General features: G+C 46.8%; 20 protein-coding genes. 10 read left to right on the top strand and 10 right to left on the bottom strand.

The window, feature by feature from the left end; translation table 11 throughout:
- The first annotated feature begins 157 nt into the window (after window positions 1–157).
- Window positions 158–955, top strand: coding sequence for a helix-turn-helix domain-containing protein (locus tag ACLROL_RS09325; RefSeq protein ID WP_087199930.1), 798 nt, complete (start codon window positions 158–160; stop codon window positions 953–955).
- A gap of 66 nt (window positions 956–1021) precedes the next feature.
- On the opposite strand, the gene feoB is transcribed toward ACLROL_RS09325, so the two are convergent.
- From feoB to ACLROL_RS09310, 3 genes are all read right to left on the bottom strand, one after another.
- Entirely contained in the window at window positions 1022–3097 is a 2076-nt protein-coding gene (feoB, locus tag ACLROL_RS09320) for a ferrous iron transport protein B (protein WP_413067732.1), read from the bottom strand.
- A complete protein-coding gene (locus ACLROL_RS09315) occupies window positions 3097–3339 on the bottom strand; it encodes a FeoA family protein (RefSeq protein WP_204244128.1) in 243 nt (80 codons plus the stop codon). The genes feoB and ACLROL_RS09315 overlap by 1 nt, the downstream gene beginning before the upstream one ends.
- 78 nt (window positions 3340–3417) lie before the next feature.
- Complete coding sequence (locus ACLROL_RS09310) at window positions 3418–4074, bottom strand: YesL family protein (protein ID WP_221919357.1); 657 nt, start codon at window positions 4072–4074, stop codon at window positions 3418–3420.
- A gap of 196 nt (window positions 4075–4270) precedes the next feature.
- On the opposite strand from ACLROL_RS09310, the gene ACLROL_RS09305 reads away from it, so the two are divergent.
- The 4 genes from ACLROL_RS09305 (at window position 4271) to dnaB (ending at window position 8881) form a co-directional block, all read left to right on the top strand.
- Complete coding sequence (locus ACLROL_RS09305) at window positions 4271–4912, top strand: hypothetical protein (RefSeq protein WP_221919356.1); 642 nt, start codon at window positions 4271–4273, stop codon at window positions 4910–4912.
- 86 nt (window positions 4913–4998) lie between these two features.
- Window positions 4999–7059 carry a DHH family phosphoesterase gene (locus ACLROL_RS09300; protein WP_413067731.1) on the top strand — a complete coding sequence of 687 codons (2061 nt, stop codon included), beginning with the start codon at window positions 4999–5001 and terminating at the stop codon, window positions 7057–7059.
- A complete protein-coding gene (rplI, locus tag ACLROL_RS09295; RefSeq protein ID WP_087199920.1) occupies window positions 7056–7502 on the top strand; it encodes a 50S ribosomal protein L9 in 447 nt (148 codons plus the stop codon). Before ACLROL_RS09300 ends, rplI begins: the two co-directional genes overlap by 4 nt.
- A gap of 38 nt (window positions 7503–7540) precedes the next feature.
- Complete coding sequence (dnaB, locus tag ACLROL_RS09290) at window positions 7541–8881, top strand: replicative DNA helicase (protein ID WP_087199918.1); 1341 nt, start codon at window positions 7541–7543, stop codon at window positions 8879–8881.
- 83 nt (window positions 8882–8964) lie between these two features.
- Here dnaB and ACLROL_RS09285 read toward each other — a convergent pair whose 3' ends face one another.
- Together ACLROL_RS09285 and ACLROL_RS09280 are read right to left on the bottom strand one after the other, a co-directional pair.
- On the bottom strand, window positions 8965–9483 hold the full coding sequence (locus ACLROL_RS09285; RefSeq protein WP_087209985.1) for a MerR family transcriptional regulator: 519 nt from the start codon (window positions 9481–9483) through the stop codon (window positions 8965–8967).
- A 171-nt stretch (window positions 9484–9654) separates the two neighbouring features.
- Window positions 9655–9873, bottom strand: a complete 219-nt coding sequence (locus ACLROL_RS09280; protein ID WP_144018231.1) for a DUF362 domain-containing protein — start codon at window positions 9871–9873, stop codon at window positions 9655–9657.
- 141 nt (window positions 9874–10014) lie between these two features.
- Here ACLROL_RS09280 and ACLROL_RS09275 point away from each other — a divergent pair, with 141 nt between their 5' ends.
- The gene (locus ACLROL_RS09275; RefSeq protein WP_413067730.1) at window positions 10015–11187 is read left to right on the top strand and encodes a substrate-binding domain-containing protein; all 1173 of its coding nucleotides are present in this window, start codon (window positions 10015–10017) and stop codon (window positions 11185–11187) included.
- An 83-nt stretch (window positions 11188–11270) separates the two neighbouring features.
- Here the strand turns inward: ACLROL_RS09275 and ACLROL_RS09270 are convergent, their stop codons facing one another.
- The 3 genes from ACLROL_RS09270 to ACLROL_RS09260 are packed head-to-tail and all read right to left on the bottom strand — an operon-like array spanning window position 11271 to window position 15768.
- Complete coding sequence (locus ACLROL_RS09270; protein WP_288723190.1) at window positions 11271–12677, bottom strand: sensor histidine kinase; 1407 nt, start codon at window positions 12675–12677, stop codon at window positions 11271–11273.
- A 3-nt stretch (window positions 12678–12680) separates the two neighbouring features.
- A complete protein-coding gene (locus ACLROL_RS09265; protein ID WP_087199908.1) occupies window positions 12681–13382 on the bottom strand; it encodes a response regulator transcription factor in 702 nt (233 codons plus the stop codon).
- A gap of 10 nt (window positions 13383–13392) precedes the next feature.
- Window positions 13393–15768, bottom strand: coding sequence for an endonuclease MutS2 (locus ACLROL_RS09260; RefSeq protein ID WP_413067729.1), 2376 nt, complete (start codon window positions 15766–15768; stop codon window positions 13393–13395).
- Between the two features lie 170 nt (window positions 15769–15938).
- Here ACLROL_RS09260 and ACLROL_RS09255 point away from each other — a divergent pair, with 170 nt between their 5' ends.
- The 3 genes from ACLROL_RS09255 to rlmD all read left to right on the top strand — a co-directional run bounded on the left by ACLROL_RS09255 (window position 15939) and on the right by rlmD (window position 19673).
- Window positions 15939–17204 (top strand): S1C family serine protease, encoded by a 1266-nt coding sequence (locus ACLROL_RS09255; RefSeq protein ID WP_413067728.1) that lies wholly within the window; start codon window positions 15939–15941, stop codon window positions 17202–17204.
- Window positions 17205–17226: 22 nt separating this feature from the next.
- On the top strand, window positions 17227–18171 hold the full coding sequence (locus tag ACLROL_RS09250; RefSeq protein ID WP_087212478.1) for a 3'-5' exoribonuclease YhaM family protein: 945 nt from the start codon (window positions 17227–17229) through the stop codon (window positions 18169–18171).
- A 92-nt stretch (window positions 18172–18263) separates the two neighbouring features.
- On the top strand, window positions 18264–19673 hold the full coding sequence (gene rlmD, locus ACLROL_RS09245; RefSeq protein WP_413067727.1) for a 23S rRNA (uracil(1939)-C(5))-methyltransferase RlmD: 1410 nt from the start codon (window positions 18264–18266) through the stop codon (window positions 19671–19673).
- 69 nt (window positions 19674–19742) lie between these two features.
- On the opposite strand, the gene ACLROL_RS09240 is transcribed toward rlmD, so the two are convergent.
- Window positions 19743–19955, bottom strand: a complete 213-nt coding sequence (locus tag ACLROL_RS09240) for a tyrosine-type recombinase/integrase (RefSeq protein WP_413067726.1) — start codon at window positions 19953–19955, stop codon at window positions 19743–19745.
- A gap of 852 nt (window positions 19956–20807) precedes the next feature.
- Between ACLROL_RS09240 and ACLROL_RS09235 the strand changes: the two genes are divergently transcribed.
- Window positions 20808–21545 (top strand): carbon-nitrogen hydrolase family protein, encoded by a 738-nt coding sequence (locus ACLROL_RS09235; protein WP_221919352.1) that lies wholly within the window; start codon window positions 20808–20810, stop codon window positions 21543–21545.
- Between the two features lie 544 nt (window positions 21546–22089).
- On the opposite strand, the gene ACLROL_RS09230 is transcribed toward ACLROL_RS09235, so the two are convergent.
- Window positions 22090–22350: a spore coat protein gene (locus tag ACLROL_RS09230; RefSeq protein WP_087199891.1), complete on the bottom strand. Its 261-nt coding sequence runs from the start codon at window positions 22348–22350 to the stop codon at window positions 22090–22092.
- Window positions 22351–22534 lie beyond the last annotated feature (184 nt).

Here is a 22534-nt window from a genome sequence, read left to right as displayed (position 1 = left end):
GGCCATTGCAACTGCCGGTTGACAAAGTTCCGTCCCCGGTTGCTGGAAAATTTATAGATATTACGATATGATAACGTCAGTGTTTGGGAGTCGACATCCTTGCAGCACTGGCGTTTTTCGCTGGAAATAAAACAGAAAGGCAGGAAAGTGCGAACGAATGGAATTATCAGAAAAGATTCAGTCATTAAGAAAAAAGAAGGGCATGTCCCAGGAAGCCCTGGCCGAAAAGCTGAATGTCAGCAGACAGGCAGTGTCAAAATGGGAGCTTGGAGTATCTGTGCCGGATGTGGATAAGATTGTCCTGATGAGCGATCTGTTTGGTGTGACGACGGATTATCTGCTGAAGCGTCAAGAAGAAATACCGGAGAAAGAAGAAAATGTCATCTATGTAAAGGAAGTAAGGAACTGGGTGTATGAACGCAAGAGCAGTCGGACACTGTTTGGGCTGCCTCTGTATCATATCCATTTTGAAGGGAGAAGTGATGTAGGAGGGGTACGGATCGGATTCAGGGGAAAGGCGGAAGGGATCATCGCAATCGGCGCCAGAGCAAAAGGGGTGTTGGCCATCGGCTTTTTGGCCAAAGGCATTCTGGCGTTTGGCCTTGCATCTCTGGGAATTTTTTCTGTCGGCATGGCAAGCGTCGGCCTTCTGGCTCTTGGATGTGCGGCGGCAGGGCTGGCAGCAGGAGGGAATCTCTGCGTGGGGATCCTGACATTTGGAAATCTGGCTGTAGGGCTCTATGCAATAGGTAATGTGGCGGTTGGAAATAAGATTGCCCTGGGGAACTATGCTGTGGGGCATATCGCTATAGGAAACAGTGTGAATGGGGTAAAAGAAATGATACTGCAGGATGCGAATTTTTCTGACATGGATGTGGAAACAGTTCGCAGACTGATCCAGCAGGAATTTCCAAAGACATGGAAATGGATCCTGAAACTGTTTACCATGTGGTAAACGTTCAGGATCTGGAGGGATTCCTGTGTGACAGAAAGCATTTTTCCGCGTGCCGTAACAGAAGGGTCAGGACATGCCGGAGAAGAAACGGGCAGCTGTGGCAAAGACAAAGCAGGAAACCATTCCCATCGCCGCCGGAAGAAGGATAGACAGGAACATCCATTTTGTGCTCTTCGTCTCTTTTCGAATCGTAAGACAGGTCGTAGTACAGGGCCAGTGCATCAAGGAAAAGAGAATCACACAGACCGCTGTAATCCACGTCCAGCCGTTCTCCACAAGGAGGGATTTCATGACTTGAAGATCGGCAAGTTCTGTCAACGTTCCCTGTGACAGATAAGTCATCAGCATGATGGGGAGGACGATCTCGTTTGCAGGCATACCAAGAATGAAGGACATTAAAATTACGCCGTCCAGACCAAGCATCCGCGCAAAGGGATCCAGGAAATCTGCACAATAGGTAAGAATGGGAACATCGCCCACAGTCACATTGGCCATGATCCAGATGAGGAGTCCGGCAGGGGCGGCAGTGATGACCGCACGTCCAAGGACAAAGACGGTCCTGTCAAGCACAGATCGAACGATGACTTTTCCAAACTGAGGCCTTCGAAAAGGAGGCAGCTCTAAGGTAAAGGAAGAAGGCATCCCTTTGAGGAGTGTTCCAGACAAGAAACGGGAGGCCAAAAGCGTCATGACAATCCCGAGGACAATCACAAGGGACAGGAAAAAAGCGGGCAAAAAAGAAGCGGCAAATCCCTCAGTGTTTCCGGCGAGAAACATCGTGATGACGGCCAGGATCATTGGAAAACGACCGTTGCATGGTACAAGACTGTTCGTTAGGACAGCGATCATCCGTTCCCGGGGAGAATCAATGATCCGACATCCGGTTACGCCCACTGCGTTGCATCCCAGTCCCATACACATCGTAAGAGCCTGTTTCCCGCAGGCATGGCATTTCTGAAAGCAGCGATCCAGATTAAAGGCTACTCTAGGAAGATATCCGAAGTCTTCCAGAAGAGTAAAGAGCGGAAAGAAGATAGCCATAGGAGGAAGCATCACGGAGATTACCCAGGCAAGGACACGGTATATACCGAAAATCAGAGGAGCGTACACAGTTTCCGGTATGCCGAGAGAACGCGCCGTGTCATAAAGCCAGTCCTCGACGGAGAACAGGACGTCAGACAAAAGTGAAGAAGGGAGGTTTGCCCCATTCACGGTAATCCAGAATAGTAAGAAAAGAAACAAAAGCATAATAGGAAAACCGGTGGCTTTACTTGTAAACAGAAAGTCAAGCTTCCGGTCTTTTTTTGCATATTGAGGATCTTCGAAACGAACACATTCTCTGCAGAGTGTCTCTGCCCGCTTGATAAATGTTTCGGCGATACAGTCCCGGATCTTCTCCGCGTTCCATCCTTGAGGAGAAAGGGACACTGAAAGAGCGGAAAGCTTCCGGCGGATCTGTGGGATTTCCGGAAGAGGAGTCCCTTTTTCATCTTTCGGGGCATCCGGGAAATCTCCGTCAGATTCCAGAAGGCGGACCGCACACCAGCGGGCGATGGAAGGATCCGGAAGAAAATCCGCCGCTGTCTTTTCCATTTCCTGGATGGCAGACTCAAGGATGTCCGGATAGCGGGTAATCTGTCTAAAGTAAGGTTGGCGCTCCAGATCCGAAAGAGCATGAAAAATATCGGCAAGCCCTTTCCCGTCCCTGGCGGAAGTGCCGACTACGGGGATGCCAAGACGCTCTGAAAGTAACGAAAGATGGATGCGTATTCTCTTTTTTTCTGCCTCATCCTGAAGATTCACACAGAGTACGACCCGGTCTGTTATTTCCAGAATCTGAAGGACAAGATTCAGATTTCGCTCCAAACAAGTGGCATCGCATACCGCTACCACGGCATCAGGGTGGGAAAAGCAGATAAAATCACGGGCCACCTCTTCTTCCTCAGAGTGGGCCAAGAGCGAGTAGCAGCCTGGCAGATCCACAAGACGATAGAGACATCCGTCCCACATGCAAGTTCCGCTTGCAGTAGCGACCGTTTTTCCAGGCCAGTTGCCGGTGTGCTGCTTCATTCCGGTTAATGCATTGAAGACAGTACTTTTCCCTACATTCGGGTTGCCGGCCAGCGCGATCGTCCGCTCCATTACGCCACCTCCCGGACAAAGATTTGGGCCGCATCTTTTTTACGGAGAGCAATGACTGTTCTCCGGACAAGGTAAGCCTGCGGATCCCCAAGAGGACTTTTTCCGATACAATGGATGGGTGTACCGGCGATGATTCCCAGATCCTGAAGGCGCCTCCTAAGAAAAGCCTTCTTTGCAAAGCCAGTCACGACACCGCTTTCGCCCGGCTTCAGGTCAGATAAACATATATACATATCTCGCATCAACATTCCTCCGATGCGCAGTCTGTTTATAACAGCATATGCGGGAACGAAAAAAGTGTGCGTCTTGGCGCACACTTTTTATTCCAATATATTGTTCTCCTCATCAGATTCTTCCGGTTCGTATTTTTTAAAAATTTTACTGAATATAATAGAGAAAAAGTAGGCGGTCACAGAAAAACCGCAAATCATACTGACACCCATGACTCCACCAAAAAGGGATGTGGAACGGGATGCCAGGAAAATAACAACTCCGCAGTAGACAAACAAGACCGCTGTGTACGGCAGGTGCCCAATGCTCATCAAAAAGGAATTCCGGATCAGCTGCTTTGTCGTACAGACAAAGTGGGAAGCGATCGGAAATACGTAAAAAAAGGCTGCAGCAAGAACCAGGATGACCATTAAAAGCAGGATCCGGACAGTCTGGAACATGCCGGAATTCTGGGAAGCTGCAATGGTATAGTCGAACCTCAAAAAGAAGAAAAGGGCGGAAAAAAGAAGCCACATCAGAGTACCCTGTTTGAAATTTGCCGCAAACGCCTTGAAATATCCTTTTATGACATAAGAATCTGTCCCACGGACCATTTTTAGTGTGACGGAATAAAGTGCACTCAAAGAGGCGCCGATGGTAATAATCGGGATACAGCTTAAGATAAACACCACGTTCAGGACAATCAGGTCAAACATCCTGGAAAGAAACTGCATGAATGGATTGTCAATATTAAATAAGCGACTCATAAAAACCTCCTGATATCAAAAGGCAGATCGTACTGCCCCTGCGAACAAGTATATCGGAAAACAGCTGTAAAATCAATAGGATGGACACTCGTCACAAAACTTTCACTTGCCTTCTCGCCGTGAAAATATCATAATAATGATACCGGAGTCAAAATACCTTTTGGATAATATTCACATATACAAGGAGGAGCGAAAGATGCTGGACCGAAAATACGAGAGGCAGATGGAAGGAAAAGAAAAGCGCCGTTTTGAGATGGAAAAGTTAAAAAAAATGACATGGAAGGAAAAAATCGAGTATCTGTGGATGTACTATAAGATCTGGCTCGTCGTCCTGGCCCTCGTCATAGCGGCTATCTGTACAGGAGTGCAGATGTATCATGGGATAACGGAGGAAGTTCTCCTGAACGTAACGATCGTGGATGGAGGAAACGTGGATCGTACCGGACTTGAGAAAGACGTCAAAGAACTGCTGGGAGCAAAAAAGAAAAATCAGAGTGTAAAGTTTAATTCCAATATATCCTCTTCCAAGGAAGATTATAACAGCCGTATCGCGCTGACAACATTGATCGGTGCAGAGTCTGTGGATGTGCTGATCTGTCCGAAAGAAATCTACGAAGAGTATCAGGGAATGGATGGACTCGTAAATCTGGAGGAAATGATGCCGGAACAGGCGGTGGAAGGCACTGTGGAAGGAGAAGCGGCCATTTTCCAGGACAATGCATATCTGGATGAGAATATAGGTGTTTCCTATGAACCGGTATATGCGTGTGTGCTGCAGAATGGACACAACAAGGAGAACGCGGTAGAATTCCTCAAAATGCTCACAGAAAAGCAGTAAGAGGTGCAGCAAAACAAATTCCTTTAAAAAATGTACGGAAAGTGGTATAATATAGCATGCAACTTTATTGATTTGAGGACGGAGAGATGAACAAGAAAGACAATATTCATTTTAAAGGCCAGTTAAAACTGTATATGCAGTGGCCGGCAATCATGACCATCCTTTTGATCATTATGAATATCTGGATTTATATGGTCAATCAGAGTGCAGGATTTCTGATGAGCGCATTTGTGATCGTATATGCTGTTATTGCATTCATCCTGTATTTTTACAATCGGTCTTTGCTGCTAGCAAATCTTGTAGAGTTTGCCGCCCAGTACGGTGGGGTGCAGGATATCCTGCTAAGGGAGCTTTCTGTGCCGTATGCGATTTTGCTGGACGACGGAAAGATTCTCTGGGGGAACAGCCAGTTTGCGGAAATCATAGGAAATGGACTCAGACCGGATACGTATTTGAGCAAATATATTCCGGCGCTGAACCGGAGTGTGTTCCCAAAAGAGGAGGACAAAAGCACATCCCTGGAAGTCACTTGTCAGAACAGGGATTATGTGGCAGAGTTTTATAAAGTCCCGATAGAGGGATTTAGCAGGAAGGAAGAAGTTCTTCAGATCCCGGAAGGAAAGGAATACTTTATTACCCTTTATATGAGGGATGTAACCAGCCTTAACCAGGCACGGGCGGAAGTGGAAGAACAGAAGATGGTTGCCGGGCTTATCTATATCGATAACTACGACGAAGTGATCGACAGTGTTGAGGAGGTAAGGCAGTCTCTTCTGATCGCGCTCATCGACCGGAAGATCAACCAGTATGTGGCGACGATGGATGGGATCGCCAAGAAACTGGAGAAAGACAGATATTTTATCGTCATCAAGAAAAAGTTTTTTCAGTATATGGAGGAAGATCATTTTTCCCTCATGGACGATGTGAAAGAGATCAGTATCGGAAACAAGATTCCGGCTACGCTCAGTATTGGCCTTGGTTTCAGCGGGGAAAAATATGGACTGAGTTATAATTATGCCCGCGTAGCTATCGATCTGGCGCTTGCAAGAGGCGGAGATCAGGTGGTAGTAAAGAGCATGGAAGGAATCAAGTATTACGGCGGCAAGAGAGAGCAGACGGCTAAGAATACCCGAGTCAAGGCCAGAGTCAAGGCAGAAGCGATGCGAGAATTTATGATCGCCAAAGATCAGATTCTCGTGATGGGGCACAAACTTGGCGATTCGGACTCTTTTGGCGCGGCAGTTGGTATTTATAAGATCGCAAGGACACTGGAGAAGAAAGCACATATCGTCATTAACGAAGTGACGATGTCGCTCCGGCCGATTTACAATGAATTTGTGAACAGTGAAAAATTCCCGGAAGACATGTTTGTCAGCTCTCAGGAAGCGCTCAGACTTGTGGATGAGAATACGATGGTCATTGTGGTGGATACCAACAAACCAAATCTTACGGAATGTGAAGAGCTGCTTACACAAGTAAAAACTATTGCAGTTCTGGATCATCACAGACAGGGAAGCAACGTGATCGAAAATGCGATCCTGTCTTATATCGAACCTTACGCATCATCTACGTGTGAGATGGTGGCGGAAGTGCTTCAGTATATCGCAGATGATATCAAACTCGACACCATCGAGGCAAACAGTATCTATGCAGGTATCATGATTGATACAAACAATTTTATGAACCGTACCGGTGTGCGGACATTTGAGGCTGCGGCGTTCTTAAGAAGAAACGGTGCAGATATCACTTATGTGCATAAGATATTCCGGGACGACCTGGAATCCTACAGAGCCAAGGCCGATATCATTGGGAATGCTGAGATATACAGAGATTGCTTTATCATAGCAAGAGGGGCGGGCATGGAGATTGAAAGCCCGACCATCGTGGGAGCGCAGGCAGCCAACGAGCTTCTGAATATCAAGGAAGTAAAAGCGGCGTTTGTACTGACGGAATACCACGGAAAAGTGTACGTAAGCGCCCGTTCCATCGACGAAGTCAACGTGCAGATTATTATGGAGCGGATTGGAGGCGGCGGCCATATCAACAGCGCCGGCGCGCAGTTTGAAAATGAAGATCTGGAAGGCGATATCGATACGCTGAAACAGGTTATCGACGACATGATTGAAGGAGGAGACATCGAGGTATGAAAGTAATTTTATTGGAAGACGTAAAATCCGTCGGAAAAAAGGGCGATATTGTGGAAGTGAGCGACGGATATGCAAGAAACGTGATCATAAAGCAGAAAAAGGGAGTGGAAGCGAACAAAAAGAATCTGAACGATCTCAAGCTGAAGAAGGCAAACGATGAAAAGATCGCGCAGGAACAGTTTGAAGCTGCAAAGAAATTAAAAGCCGAGATTGAGGAAAAGAAAGTGGTCCTTAAGATCAAGACAGGGGAAGGCGGAAGAACGTTTGGCTCCGTCTCATCAAAAGAGATTGCGGCGGCAGTGAAGGAACAGCTTGGATACGATATTGATAAGAAGAAGATCCAGATGAAAGAAGCCATCAAGACGCTGGGTATGCACATTGTGCCGGTTAAGCTTCACACGAAAGTAACCGCTGACTTGAAAGTATCCGTGCAGGAAGAATAATCCTTCGCCCAGGGAAACAGACGACAGGAGGAATTGGCATGGAAGAAGCGCTGATCAAAAGGGTCATGCCTCACAGCGTGGAAGCGGAGCAGTCTGTTGTGGCTGCAATGCTCATGGATAAAGAAGCAATCATGACTGCGGCGGAGATCATCAGTGGGGACGATTTTTACCAGTCCACATACGGGACAGTCTTCGGCGCTATCGTGGAACTATATAACGAAGGGACACCGGTTGACCTGATTACGCTTCAGGAAAAACTTAAGGAAAAGGATGTCCCGGAAGAGATCCAGAGTCTGGAATTTGCCAGAGATCTCGTGACATCCGTTTCGACATCCGCGAATGTCAAGTATTACGCGGAGATCGTGGCGGAGAAATCGATGCTCAGAAAGCTCATCCGGATGACGGAGGGGATTGCAAATACGTGTTACGCGTCAAAGGAGCCTTTGGAAGGAATCCTGGAGCGGACAGAGAAAGATATCTTTGATTTGCTCCAGAGACGCAGCACAGGAGATTATGTACCGATCAAACAGGTTGTCCTAAATGCCCTTGAGAAAATTGAAAAAGCATCGAAAAGTAAAGGGACCGTAACAGGGATCCCTACCGGATTTATTGATCTGGACTACAAAATGTCGGGGCTTCAGCCGTCCGACCTCATACTTGTGGCGGCTCGTCCGTCCATGGGAAAAACGGCATTTGTACTGAATATCGCCCAGCACGTGGCGTTTAAAGTGGAAAAGACTGTGGCGATCTTCAGTTTAGAGATGTCAAAAGAGCAGCTTGTGAACCGACTGTTTGCGCTGGAATCCCAGGTGGATTCCCAGGCGCTCAGGACAGGAAATCTGAAAGATTCAGACTGGGAGAAGCTTATTGAAGGCGCCGGCATCATCGGGCGTTCCAACCTGATCATCGACGATACTCCGGGTATCTCGATTTCTGAGATGCGTTCCAAGTGCAGAAAGTATAAGCTGGAGCATAATCTGGAACTTATCATTATCGACTACCTGCAGCTTATGAGCGGAAGCGTGGGAGGACGGAGTGAATCGAGGCAGCAGGAAATCTCAGATATTTCCCGGTCTTTGAAGGCGCTTGCCAGAGAACTGAATGTGCCGGTCATCGCTCTGTCACAGCTCAGCCGTGCGGTAGAGCAGAGGCCGGATCACAGACCGATGCTTTCAGACCTCCGTGAATCCGGGGCCATAGAGCAGGATGCGGACGTGGTTATGTTTATCTATCGGGATGACTATTACCATAAAGATACAGATCGCCCGAATATTGCGGAGATCATCATTGCCAAGCAGAGAAACGGCCCGATCGGGACAGTGGAGCTTACCTGGCTTCCAAATTATACAAAGTTTGCAAATTATATGAAAAGAGAATAAAAACGGCGCAGAGAGTATGACGCCGTACAAAGAAAGCCCCTGGCCGAAAAGGCCGGGGCTTTCTTATAAAAGGAAAGAGTTTGTCAAGCTTCGCCGATCAGACGGTGCCAAAACCGTACAGGGGCAGTTTTTACAGCCTCTTTCCGGTACGTCTGCTGCTGCCGGATCAGATGATCCAGATTCCGGTAGCGCTCTTCTTCTTGTCGTTCTTTTGCCTGGAGCAGGAAAGCCATATCCTGGGAAATCTGTTTTGTGACTGTCTCACTGATCTGTCTTTCCAGTACAGGGTTGTTTTCTAAAAGTACACTTCGGAACACGGAGGCAAAAAATGCTTCCGGCGAATCCGCGTTATCTTGCTTCAGCGTTTCTTTCGTATGTAAAATATCCGGTATCACTTCTTTCAAATCTGAGATACGGATACCTTGTTCCAATAGTTCTTTGATACAGCTAAAAAGCCGTATGTCTTCATTTGTATAGTAACGATGTCCGTTTTCCGTACGGCCGCAAGGCAGTCTTAAGTATTCTTCCCAGTAGAGGAGAAGATCTTTTTTGACGCCGGTTCTTTTGGCGGCTTCGGAAAGCATGTACTGAACCTCGCCCATACACATAACCCCCTGTTAATCTTTATACATTTCTGGTGCACTTCTATCATAGCATATTATGGGGAGAAAATCCGAAAAACTTCTCGACGTCTTCGGACAAAAATACCGCCCTCCATACAGAAGGCGGCATTTTTCATTCATCTCATTCATGCATTATGTATAAACCGGTTATTATTCAGCGGAAATAGCACCTGTCGGGCACTGTGCTGCACAAGCGCCGCAGTCAACGCAAGCATCTGCGTCGATTTCATAATGATCTGCTCCCTGAGAAATAGCGCCTACCGGGCATTCTGCTTCGCAAGCTCCGCAGCTTACACATTCATCACTGATTACGTGTGCCATAGTATGTTCCTCCTTTTCTTGTTTGTGTCTATATTTTAACGCAAACACTGTGAATATACAAGCAAATTCGTGCTTTTAATTAAATACAACACAAAGATTTCGCGGAAAATTAAGAAAAAATTTATCCTTTTTTTGGAGTTTTGGTGTATAGTGTTGGTTAGAAGATTTTGATGGACAGGAGAAAAGACGATGAAAAACAGGAGCATATTACTCACTTGCATGCTTTGCGCATCGTTGTTTCTTACAGCGTGTGGGCGAGATGATACATCCGATAAAAATAACGTGGTACTTAACGAGGAGAAAGCCGAGAGCAAATATCAGACAAGGCTCAACATGGTTCAGCCTCAGGCCTACAGTTCTGTGGAAGGGATCAAGCTGGAAAAAGGAAGCTATATATCCATCATTGGGAAGGCCGAGGACAGCGCTTACTGGGACGAGATCGCGAAAGGAGCTGAAGATGCGGTAAAAGCCTTGAATGAGCAGCTTGGATACGAGGGAAAAGACAAGATCAAGGTAACATACAATGGTCCAAGCCATGAAGGGGATGTGGATGAGCAGATCAATATTCTGGACGAGGAACTCGACAGATATCCGGCTGCTCTTGCGATCGCACCTATCGACCGGACAGCCTGTGAAGTGCAGTTTGATCTGGCTACAGAAAATGATATCCCAATCGTGGAATTTGATTCCGGAAGCGACTATCAGGGAATTATGGCAAAAGTAATGACGAACAACAAAGAGGCTGGGATGACGGCGGCGGACAAGATGGCAAGTCTTATCGATGAACAGGGAGAAGTGCTGCTTTTTGTTCAGGACAATAAATCAACCTCTGCGCAAGACAGGGAGAGCGGCATCAAAGGACAGATCCAGGCCCATTACCCGCAGATACAGATCAGCGGCACTTACTATATGGATGATTTGGAAGAGCTGAAAAAGATGACGGCGGAAAAGCTGACAGAGAAGAATAAAGCAAACGGGAGCGAGGAAGAAGTCACGGCAGACAGTGTAACAGAAGAGCAGGTCATGGCGCAGATCCTGGAGCAGCACCCGAATGCAAAAGGCTGTATCGCAACGAGCGGAGAAGTAACAGAGAAAGTGCTGGACATGTGTGAGGCGGCCGGGAAAGAGGATATGAAGATTATCGGATTTGATGGCGGAGAAAATCTGACAGAGGCATTGGATGACGGAAGTCTGGATGGACTCATCATCCAAAACCCTTACGGTATCGGATATGCCACGGTAGTCGCTTCTGCAAGATCTGCCCTGGACATGGGAAACGAAGCTTTTGTGGATACCGGTTATGCCTGGGTTACGAAAGAAAATATGGAAGAGACAGCAATCAAAAATATGCTGTATGAATAAGAAATATGGTGTTATCAGCAACCTGGAAGCGGGCAGATCCTCATGGACGAGGAAGCTGCCCGTTTCTGTTTGTGCCAATGCGTTTAAGTGCGGGGAAGAGAGAAGATAAACTCCGTGCCGACTCCCTCTGTACTGATGACATTGATATTTTCGTTGTGTGCCTGGATGATCTCTTTTACGATGGCAAGACCCAGACCGGTGCCCTTTTTGTCCTTACCACGGGAAAGGTCACTCTTATAGAAGCGTTCCCATATCCTGTTGAGATCTTCTTTCGGGATACCGATGCCATAGTCCCTTACGGACACGAAGACTTTTTCCCCACGTTCTGTTGTCTCAACTGTGACCGAGGAATTTGGGTTGCTGAACTTGATAGCATTATCGAGAAGGTTGTAGAGTACCTGCTGGATTTTTCTCCTGTCAGCGTGAACATTCAGTATCTGGGATGCCAAAAGCAGCTCGATGGAGATCTTCCGTTTCGTGCAGGTACCTTCAAATGAGGCTGCTACGTTCTTTATGACTTCGTGGATGTCAAAGCTCTCTTTATTGAGCAGAAGATCCTTTGTGTCAAATTCATTCAGCGTCAGGAGATCCCGTGTCAGATCGGTAAGGCGCTCCGTCTCGAAGAGGATAATATTCAGATATTTTCCCTGAAGTTCTGGCGGGATCGTGCCGTCTGCCATGGCCTCCACATATCCTTTGATGGATGTAAGCGGAGAACGGAAATCATGGGAGACATTTGCCACAAATTTTTTCTGATAATCTTCCATGTCTTTTAAGTGGGACGCCATATAGTTCAAAGAAGCCGAAAGGTATCCGATCTCATCCTGGAAGTAGACAGGAATCTCATATTCAAGATTCCCTGAAGCATACTGTTTGGCAGCCTCCGTAATCTTTCGAAGCGGCATGTAGATAAAAAAATGAATGCCGAGAAAGAGTACGAAAGACAGCACATAGATGGCGAGCAATGTGATGTACACAGCGTTCATCACGGAGTGATGCCGCGCATCGTATACCGATAACGGTTTGTGGAGCAGGAGATAACCATTAGTGGAAAATCCCTTTGTCACAGGAGTGATGATCGTGACTACATCCTCGTCGAAATATCCATGATACGTACCGGACAGATACTGATCATTACCGCTCTCGGCGGGATCAAAATTACGAATTTGGGAAGGCACGGTACCAAGGCTGCCTGTCGTCACAGTAAGAAGAACCTTGCCTTCAGTATCAGTTAACCAGAGATCCGCGTCAAGATATGTGTTCACGTTCTTTAAAAGTATCCGGGTATCAGACGCACTCATGTATTCAGTGAAATAATCCGGGAGATAGTCCGATGCCAAGATGGAAGCTTCGCGGTAGAGTGCGGACGTATCGTTTCTTTCAATACTTTTGAAGATCAAGTGAGACCCCAACGTAGCAGTCGTAAAAAGACTCAAAAATCCAAAGATGATATAAAGGATAATAAATTTTACATATAGATTGCTGCGCATGGGCTACTTAACCTCAAATTTGTATCCGATCCCCCAGACAGTGCCAAGATTCCAGGAAGGATGGTCTTTTATTTTTTCACGCAGGCGCTTGATGTGGACGTCTACTGTACGGGTGTCTCCAACATACTCATATCCCCAGATTTGATCAAGAAGCTGTTCGCGGGTAAATACCTGATTTGGAGAAGAGGCAAGAAAATAAAGGAGCTCCAGCTCTTTCGGAGGCATATCCACATGCTTCCCGTCCACCATCACTGAGTAGTTTGTAAGGTTGATGGAGATGCCTGGGTATTCCACACATTTTCCGCGCGATGCGTCTGCGTACTCTGGCTTGGCAGGCTGATATCTGCGGAGTACTGCTTTTACGCGGGCAACGAGTTCTTTGGAATCGAACGGTTTGATGACATAGTCGTCGGCACCCAGTTCCAGCCCCAGAACCTTGTCAAAAACCTCTCCCTTGGCGGAAAGCATAATGATCGGGGTATTGGAGCGTGAGCGGATCTCCCGGCAGACTTGGTAGCCATCCATGCCGGGAAGCATGAGATCCAAAAGGATCAGGTTCGGCTGATAGGAGTCAAAGGCGCGGAGCGCCTCCTCCCCGTCGAACACCATGTGAGTGTCAAAGCATTCCTTTGTAAGATACAAAGAGATGAGCTCTGCGATATTTTCATCGTCATCTACGATCAATATTTTCTGTTTTGCTACCATAACTTCCTCCCTATTTAAATTCTACTATAGTAACACCGGCGTCTCCCTCGCCAAACGCGCCCAGCCGGTAAGATTTGACATGTTTCTGCCGCTTCAGATAATTATGGACTGCAGCGCGCAGTGCGCCGGTACCTTTTCCGTGAACGACGCGGACTGGATTGATATGAGCGAGGTAGGCATCGTCCAGATATTTATCAAGCAGTGCGACTGCTTCATCCGTTGTCTTCCCGATGAGATTGATCTCGGGACTGACAGTTAAAGACTTGCCCATCTTCATCTTGCCGGATGACGTCTTCCGAGTCTGTTTGGATGTGTAGGAAGCAGCCTCCTCGATAATGTCCAGATCCGTGATCGGGACCTTGGAACGAAGGATTCCCATCTGTACGTCCACAACACCCTTGGAATCCGGAAGGGAACGGACAGTTCCCGTGAGATTCATACTTAGGACTTTCACGGAAGTGCCAAGCTTAAAGTCGGACGGTTTGTATTGTCTGCGCGGCTTTTCTTTTTCCAAAGTAAGATGGGAGTTTGTCTTTTCCATTTTTTTGCGGAGACGCTCCCTTTCCTTTTCCATTTCTGCTGCGGAAACATTTTCTTTCCCGAATTTACGGAAGTTTTTCATTGTTTCATCTGCGTAGTCTTTGGCTTCACGGAGAATCTGGCTGGCCTTTTCGTTGGCCTGACGCAGGATTCGATCTCGCTGTTCATTGAGACGAGCCTGCTTTTTCTCGACTTCTTCTTTCAGAGATGCGATTTCTTCTTTGTATGCCCGAATCTCATTTTGTTCCTGCTCGATGGTCCGTCTGCTCTGTTCCAGATCCGTGAGAAGCTCCTCGAAGGATTCGTCCTGCTCGCTCAGGTGTGATTTCGCTTCTTCAATGATGGCGTCAGAAAGACCCAGTTTTTTTGAGATGGCAAAGGCATTACTCTTCCCCGGGATTCCGATGAGCAGATGATAAGTAGGACGAAGCGTCTCCACATCGAACTCACAGCATGCATTCTCCACACCCGCTGTCGTCAGGGCAAAGACTTTCAGTTCGCTATAGTGAGTTGTAGCCATCGTACGGATACCTCTTTTGTGCAGGCTTGACAGGATGGCGATGGCAAGGGCAGCACCCTCCGTCGGATCGGTCCCGGCTCCAAGCTCATCAAAGAGCACGAGAGAACGTTCATCTACGCGTTCCAGGAAGGACACGATGTTGGTCATATGGGAGGAGAAGGTACTCAGACTCTGTTCGATACTCTGCTCATCTCCGATATCCGCGTATACTTCATGGAAGATTCCAAGCTCGGAACGGTCAAGGGCAGGGATATGAAGTCCCGCCTGTCCCATGAGCGTGAAAAGTCCGGTCGTCTTAAGAGAGACGGTCTTTCCGCCGGTATTAGGTCCTGTCACGATGAGCAGGTCAAAGTCTGCTCCCAGACGGATCGTTGTCGGTACAACTTTCTGCTTGTCAAGGAGAGGATGGCGCCCCTCTCGGATGTGGATTCGCCCTTCTTCGTTAAAGACTGGTCTTGATGCATTCCACTCAAGGGCCAGGCTTCCCCTGGCAAATATGAAATCAAGCTCGGTAAGGATCGTGTAGTCGTTTCGGATCTCCGAGATGTATTCTGCTGCTTCGGAGCTGAGGCGAGCCAGGATGACCTGAATCTCTTCCTGCTCCTTCGCGTAAAGCTCCATAAGATCATTGTTCAGTTTTACGACAGCCATCGGTTCGATAAACAAAGTGGATCCGGTGGAAGACTGGTCGTGGATCATCCCCTTTACCTGGCTTCGGTATTCGGCCTTCACAGGCAGACAGTACCGGTCTCCCCGCATTGTGATAATGGAATCCTGAAGATAGGTGCGCAAAGAGCCGTTGACCATGCTGTTCAAAGTAGAGTGGATCTTGTCTCCAGCCTGGCTGATACTTCTTCGGATCTTCAGAAGATTGCTGCTTGCCTCATCAGCAATGACATCTTCCTCAAGGATACAGCGGCGGATGTCGGATGCAAGCGGGGTAATAGGTTCGAGATGAGCGAAGTATTCATCCAGACAGTCCGGTTCTTCATCCGGCGTTTCGTGCCGTCCGAACGTCTTCGCCCGGTTGGCAGCTTCCAGAAGCTTACAGATGGAAAGAAGCTCAGAAGATCCAAGTGAAGCCCCTATTTCAAGACGTTTCAGCGAAGCTTCCACAGGATAGCAGCCGCTGAAGGAAAGCATTCCCTTCTTGACGATCCGTGTAAACGCTGCCGCCGTCTCCTCCTGCATCTTCTCGATCTGAGGAAGGGAGGAGGAAGGGACAAGGTCCAGACAAAGCTCTCTTCCGCCAGGGGAAGAGGCGTGGTCGGCCAAAAGTTTTATGATTTTATCGTATTCCAGTTTACGTAATGTTTTTGTATTCATGAAAATCCCCTTTACATAATTTACCGATTCTATTTTACTCCATTTGACCTTTAAAATAAAGGAGAAAAAAAGGTTAAATATTGAACATTGACAAACGATACGGTATACTATAACAAGACGAGCGCGCTTTAGAAAAAGCAAAGGCGATCTGAGAAGAAGGAGAAGATGCGATGTCTGCGGAATTTCATGATGATAACAGGAGCGAAGAAGAAAAAGAATCCTATTCATTTTTGAAAGAAACCATCAAAAAACCACCGCTGAATAAAAAAGCGGTGCTTCTGAAAATGTTGAAGATAGCAGGCCTGGGGGTAATTTTCGGCCTTGGCGCGTGCGCTGGATTTTCTGCGGCCAAACCGTGGGTGGACAGCCATTTCAACAACAATCCGACAAGTGTGACGATACCGCAGGACGATAAGGACGAAGAAGAGGAAAATCCGGAGGAAACCCCACAGGAAACACAGGCACTGACACTGGATGATTATGAGGAGATGTACCGGCAGATAGATGACGTTGCAAAGATGGCAGAGAAAAGTCTCGTAAGACTGAGCGGATCAGCGGGAGAAGAAAAGACGGAAGACGGCCAGACGATACAGGGCGGTCAGATCGAGATCTCCGGCGTGATCGTGGCGGACAATGGGGTAGAGTATCTGATCCTTGCACAGAACAGCGCTTTTCAGGCAGATCAGCCGGTCAAAGCCGCCTTCTACGATGGAAATCAGGTAGATGTATCCGTGAAAAAAAGAGACACCGCTCTCGGTATCGCTGTATATGCGGCGCCAAAATCAAGTCTTCCGGACAATACGAAGGAACAAATCGTAAAGGCGACACTGGGTAATTCCAATGCAGCGTCCAGAGGAGATCCTGTCATTGCGGCGGGTATGCCGTTCGGTGCAGACGGAAGAGTCGGTTTAGGGATCATCAGCGAAACAGCCAATACAAAACTTTGCATTGACGGAGAATACCCAATTTTGAATACAGACATGCCGGGGACAGCTTCCGGAAGCGGAGTACTTCTGAATCTGAAAGGAGAAGTCCTGGGTGTGATATGCAGGGAAGAAGACGACGGTGGTGTGCTGAGTGCACTTGCCATATCTGAACTAAAAGAAGAGATTGAATTGATGTCAAATGGAATTGGGATTTCCTACACCGGAATAGAAGGGACGGAAGTTTCAGATGCCGTGGCAGACAGCCAGGAGATGCCAAAAGGAATCTATGTTTCATCGACGGTTCCGGATTCTCCGGCTATGAAGGCTGGGATACAAAGCGGCGATATCCTGACAGAGGTGGAAGATACAAAAGTCTACACGATGAGTGCATACCGGCAAGAACTTATGGATTACCGACCAGGATCCCATATCACGATCAAAGGCATGCGCAGAAGCAATGACGGATACGTAGATATCCAATTTGAAGTAGCGCTCGGCAGTGCAGAATAATGAATTGGAAATGAGGAGAACAATGAGATATATTCGAGAACTGCATGAAGGGGAAACCATTCGTGCAATCTATCTGTGTAAATCAAAAAGAACAGCCGAAACACGAAACGGAAAACCATATGACAACCTGCTTTTGCAGGATAAAACGGGAACCTTGGACGGAAAGATCTGGGATCCGAATTCCAACGGTATCTCTGACTATGACGAGATGGATTTTGTGGAAATCGTAGGCGAAGTCATCACATACAACAATAACCTGCAGCTGAATATCAAACAGCTCAGAAAAGCCCAGGAAGGCGAATACATTCTGGCAGACTACATGCCGACCAGCGAGAAAGATGCAGACGCAATGTATACAGAATTGCTGGGGTTTGTAAACAAGATCCAGAACAACTGGCTCCGACAGGCAGTAGAGTTTTACTTTGTGAAGGATGAGGAATTCATTCGGAGATTCAAGAACCATTCGGCGGCAAAAAGCGTCCATCATGGATTCTGCGGAGGACTCTTGGAACACACGCTCAGCATCCTGAAGCTGTGCGAATATTATCTGAGCGCATATGATATCCTGAATGCAGATCTTCTTTATGCGGCAGCTATGTACCATGATATCGGCAAGACAAAGGAGCTGTCGGCATTTCCAGAAAATGACTATACCGACGACGGACAGCTTCTTGGCCATATCGTGATCGGAGTGGAGATGTTTGACGAAGCGGTGCGCACCATTCCGGGCTTCCCGCCAAAACTGGCAAGTGAATTGAAACACTGTATCCTGGCACATCACGGAGAACTGGAGTACGGCTCCCCGAAAAAGCCAGCCCTTGCGGAGGCTTTGGCCTTAAATCTGGCCGACATGACAGATGCCAAGATGCAGACGTTAAAAGAGATCTTTAAAGACAAGAATACGACAGAATGGCTTGGCTACAACCGCCTTTTTGAATCCAATCTGAGAAAAACAAGCCTTTCCTGATATTCATGAAAAAATTGGAAAAATGGGTAAGTACATATCGTGCTTGCCCTTTTATTAACTGGGAAACATTTGAAAGGAGAGGATGGATACACATGAAAAAGAATGATATCGTGACATTGAAAATAGAAGATATTGGGGTAGACGGAGAAGGTATCGGAAAGGCAGACGGCTTTACTCTCTTTGTGAAGGATGCAATAGTCGGGGATGTCATCGAGGCCAAAGTCATGAAACTGAAAAAGAACTATGGATATGCGAGGCTGATGAAGATCCTCACGCCTTCTGAGAAACGAAAAGAAGCCAAGTGTCCGGTGGCCAGACAGTGCGGCGGGTGCCAGATCCAGGAGATGGACTATCAGGAACAGCTGAGATTTAAGGAAAAGAAAGTGCGCAATAATCTGGAACGGATCGGCAGATTTTCCAGGGAAATGTTAGATGCAGTGATGGAACCGATCTGTGGAATGGAAGAGCCTTTTCACTACCGGAACAAAGCGCAGTATCCCATCGGGACAGACAAGGAGGGGAGTCCGACCGCAGGATTTTATGCGGGCCGCACACACCAGATCATCCCAAACACGTCCTGCGCGCTCGGAAAAGAAGTCAATACAGAGATACTGGATATCGTGCTTGACTTTATGAAAGAATATGGCCTGCAGGCCTACGACGAAAAAATGGGTACGGGACTCTTCCGCCATGTCCTGATCCGCTGCGGATTTAAGACTGGGGAGATCATGGTCTGCCTCATCGTCAACGGAACAGAGATTCCGCACGCGGACAAGCTCGTCGAAAAACTGCGCGGCATTTCCGGAATGACAAGCATTACCATGAATATCAACCGGGAAAATACCAACGTGATCATGGGAAAAGAGATACGTCCGCTGTGGGGACAGGATTACATTACCGATTACATCGGGGAAATCAAGTACCAGATCTCGCCGCTTTCTTTTTACCAGGTCAATCCGGTGCAGACCGAAGTGCTCTATAGTCTGGCATGCGAGTATGCAGATCTGAGCGGAAAAGAGACGGTCTGGGATATGTACTGCGGCATCGGGACGATCTCCCTTTTCCTGGCAAAAAAAGCAAAACAGGTATACGGAGTGGAAATCATCCCTCAGGCTATTGAAGACGCCCGCACAAACGCAAAGATCAACGGTATAGAGAATGCCGAATTTTATGTTGGGAAGGCGGAAGAAGTGCTGCCGGCCTACTATGAAAACTTCGCAAAAGAACATCCGGGGCAGCAGGCCCACGCCGATGTCATCGTCGTAGATCCGCCGAGAAAAGGGTGCGATCAGGCACTACTGGAGACGATGGTACGTATGGAACCGGACCGCATCGTCTATGTGAGCTGCGACTCTGCTACACTGGCAAGAGACCTGAAATACCTCTGTGAAGAAGGATATGAGCTTAAAAAAGTCCGCCCGGCAGATATGTTCCCGATGACGGTGCACGTAGAAACTGTTGTGAAATTATGCCGGAAAATCAAGGCTTCTGAGGAAATGTAAGGTTGAAAATAGGCTTTTTGCCTACCTCCTGCCTACCCTTTTTTAAGATGGTAGGCAGGATTTTTCTTTTTATGAGGTGGCTTTTATGAAAAGTTCCACAGCATCCACCTGCATTTTATCAGTATTGAAGATATAGCGCTCCATTGTGGTTTTAAGGTCTTTATGTCCCAGACGTTCCATAACGGTCTTTGGCTGTGCGCCGTTTTCTGCCAGAATCGTGCCGTGAGTATGTCTGAGACAATGGCTGTGGAAGAGCGGGTTATTTAGTTCGTTGTGGATCACACGGGCACAATACTTGAATGAGTCCGGTGTGGCCTGTAACTTCCATTCGGAAAGAATAGATTGCGCAATTCCTGTGTCTTTTGATTCTACTTGAAAGAAATGAAAAGGGTATCGAATGATATTGAAATAAATATTGTACGCTGTCTGTCCTTATGGTAGTATATGGAAAGGAACAACCGTGTTGCAGGGTGGATGACCTCTATTCTACATAGAATGGGGGTGGTGCTGATGGACAATAAAAATCATTTTGATTTCAAAGATCTTATGGCTTTTGGAATGTTCATTCTGGCATTGCTGACATTCGTTTTTACGTTTATCAGATAATGTTTTAAGCATAGAAAAACCACCCCGAAACTTTGGCTGAGTGAAAAGGTGGTAATTTCTATGTTGCTATTTACTTCATGAGGTCAACCACTTTGTGGGCGGTTGTTCCTTTTTCTACTTACAATATAGCACATTGCGTTTTCATGTTCAAGGAAAACTTGACGGTAGGCATTGTCTACATTTTGCCTACCGTGAGTAAAATATATCTTGTGATTCTCTGCGAAAATTAGTGATTCAGATAGAACAACATTCTGAAAAACGCCTGTATTTACTGCACTTTCCGTGATTGTATGGTAAACTGTGATATACGATAGAAAAGGTGTTCTATATACGGTGCACGTAGAGACGGTATGTTTATTGTCAAAATTTAATGTAAAGTAACATCATCTATCGAGATCGGTCTGAGTATAGACGAGCTGAATTTGACTGCTGATGAAAGGAAAGCTGCCCATAATGAATTAGAAAGTCCAGAAAATGGAATATAACTGAAAAACCGGAGAATCGGACAATGAGAAGGAGTTTTAAATCATGAAAATCGCATTGGCATCTGCCCCGGCAGTGACCGGGGAGGTGGAACACAATATCGTATCCATTCTGCGTTTCTTAGAACACTGCAGTGGAAAGGCTGATCTGGTAGTGTTTGGAGAATCCTTTTTACAGGGATTTGAGTGCCTGACATGGGATTATGAGGCGGACCGTGTCATGGCAGTCTCCAAGGAGGGAGCTGAGATCAGACGGATTCGGGAAGCGGCGGCAAAGAACCGGATTGCGGTATCCTTTGGCTATATAGAGAAGGCGGCGGATTCATTGTATAGCAGTCAGATTGTGATTGACGCATCCGGAGAGATCATTCACAATTTTCAACGGGTCAGTGCCGGCTGGAAAGAATTCTGGCATACTGATGGCCGTTACCGGGAGGGGAGGAAATTTGAAACTTTTGCCTTTGACGGGAAAAAATTTGCCATCGGTCTGTGCGGCGACCTTTGGGCGGAGGGCAGACCGGAGGAAATGAAAGCACTGAATGTGGATATTGTTCTTTGGCCTGTGTGGTGCGATTATAAGGCGGCAGACTGGAATGAAAAAATCAGATATGAGTACGCAGGACAGGCGGCAAAGTGTGGTAATATTGTTCTGTATGTGAATCCCTTCTGTGCTGATCCTGGTGTTGCCGACGCTGCAAGCGGGGGTGCGGCATATTTCCAAAATGGACAGATCATAAAGGATATGCCTGCCGGAGAAAGAGGAATTCTGATCGTGGAAATATAGCATGGAAAGTGGTATAGAGGACACCATTATAGGAGGAAGGAAGCCGAAACTATATCGTATCAATAAGGATTATGCATATGGGTCGAAAAATATGCAGGAAATCGCATTATTACATTTTAAAAATACAGATGTAGATTGTTTGGAAAAAATGTAAAAAATATTTTCCGGAAATTGCTATGCCAGAGATTATCCTTTCGCCAGAGTATGAAAAGGATTTTATGACAGGATTAAGGAAACCAGAAATCTGCCTGATGGTAAGGGGTGGGGAGCCCCCCTGTTAGCACGAGGTTTTACTAAGTCTTCATATAGGTTACGCATCGGTTTTTCTGGTTCTTGCTTACACAATATTTGAGGATAGAAAACCTGGAAGAAAAAGGGATTTGTCATCGATGGACAAAACAAATTTCATCAGGATTTCAGGGGAAATCTTTTAGTCAAAATGCTGGATATTTCCTATCAGTATGGCTGTGCATTAACTATAACTGGATAGACCAAATTTATGTAATAAGGAGCCCTTGGACGAGCTCCTTTTGCAGTAATATTCTTATTTTGCACTCTGGGAAAATTTCTGTTTTGCTTCCATGATTTTTTTCTCTTCCGCCGGAGGAGTTTCGTACATTCCTCTCTGGTGCATCATATTAAACACTTCCGTGGTAATACCGTGTTCCTGCTCTAAAATATTCATCATTGTGTCCCGCAGGCTGTCGTGCACACATTCGCCGGCAAATGTGTTAAATTTTTCTGTGGTAGCTTTCTGCGTGGAAAGACCGTCTCCCAAAATTTCCTTGTCTGTAAATCCCTGCATAGTTACGCCTCCTATTTTAAATACTCATACAATGCATTAAAATGTCCCTGGTGCTGTTGGGATATCTGCCCGAATTTCTGCTGAATTTCCATATCATCTGTCTGTTTGGCCAGCATAGCGAACTTCTTAGTTACTAAAACTTCCCACACCAATACGGTGTGTTGAACCTTGAAAATTCAATATT

The sequence above is a fragment of the Sellimonas sp. genome, assembly GCF_047234585.1.
Taxonomy (GTDB): Bacteria; Bacillota; Clostridia; order Lachnospirales; family Lachnospiraceae; genus Sellimonas; species Sellimonas caecigallum.
This window is presented reverse-complemented; position numbering and strand designations above follow the sequence as displayed.

Coding starts and splice junctions, on each gene's coding strand:
- rlmD (WP_413067727.1), top strand. CDS start 18,264: ATGAAAAAGAATGATATCGTGACATTGAAAATAGAAGATATTGGGGTA.
- ACLROL_RS09250 (WP_087212478.1), top strand. CDS start 17,227: ATGAGATATATTCGAGAACTGCATGAAGGGGAAACCATTCGTGCAATC.
- ACLROL_RS09275 (WP_413067730.1), top strand. CDS start 10,015: ATGAAAAACAGGAGCATATTACTCACTTGCATGCTTTGCGCATCGTTG.
- ACLROL_RS09305 (WP_221919356.1), top strand. CDS start 4,271: ATGCTGGACCGAAAATACGAGAGGCAGATGGAAGGAAAAGAAAAGCGC.
- feoB (WP_413067732.1), bottom strand. CDS start 3,097: ATGGAGCGGACGATCGCGCTGGCCGGCAACCCGAATGTAGGGAAAAGT.
- ACLROL_RS09310 (WP_221919357.1), bottom strand. CDS start 4,074: ATGAGTCGCTTATTTAATATTGACAATCCATTCATGCAGTTTCTTTCC.
- ACLROL_RS09285 (WP_087209985.1), bottom strand. CDS start 9,483: ATGGGCGAGGTTCAGTACATGCTTTCCGAAGCCGCCAAAAGAACCGGC.
- ACLROL_RS09270 (WP_288723190.1), bottom strand. CDS start 12,677: ATGCGCAGCAATCTATATGTAAAATTTATTATCCTTTATATCATCTTT.
- dnaB (WP_087199918.1), top strand. CDS start 7,541: ATGGAAGAAGCGCTGATCAAAAGGGTCATGCCTCACAGCGTGGAAGCG.
- ACLROL_RS09325 (WP_087199930.1), top strand. CDS start 158: ATGGAATTATCAGAAAAGATTCAGTCATTAAGAAAAAAGAAGGGCATG.
- ACLROL_RS09315 (WP_204244128.1), bottom strand. CDS start 3,339: ATGCGAGATATGTATATATGTTTATCTGACCTGAAGCCGGGCGAAAGC.
- ACLROL_RS09230 (WP_087199891.1), bottom strand. CDS start 22,350: ATGCAGGGATTTACAGACAAGGAAATTTTGGGAGACGGTCTTTCCACG.
- rplI (WP_087199920.1), top strand. CDS start 7,056: ATGAAAGTAATTTTATTGGAAGACGTAAAATCCGTCGGAAAAAAGGGC.
- ACLROL_RS09265 (WP_087199908.1), bottom strand. CDS start 13,382: ATGGTAGCAAAACAGAAAATATTGATCGTAGATGACGATGAAAATATC.
- ACLROL_RS09300 (WP_413067731.1), top strand. CDS start 4,999: ATGAACAAGAAAGACAATATTCATTTTAAAGGCCAGTTAAAACTGTAT.
- ACLROL_RS09235 (WP_221919352.1), top strand. CDS start 20,808: ATGAAAATCGCATTGGCATCTGCCCCGGCAGTGACCGGGGAGGTGGAA.
- ACLROL_RS09260 (WP_413067729.1), bottom strand. CDS start 15,768: ATGAATACAAAAACATTACGTAAACTGGAATACGATAAAATCATAAAA.
- ACLROL_RS09255 (WP_413067728.1), top strand. CDS start 15,939: ATGTCTGCGGAATTTCATGATGATAACAGGAGCGAAGAAGAAAAAGAA.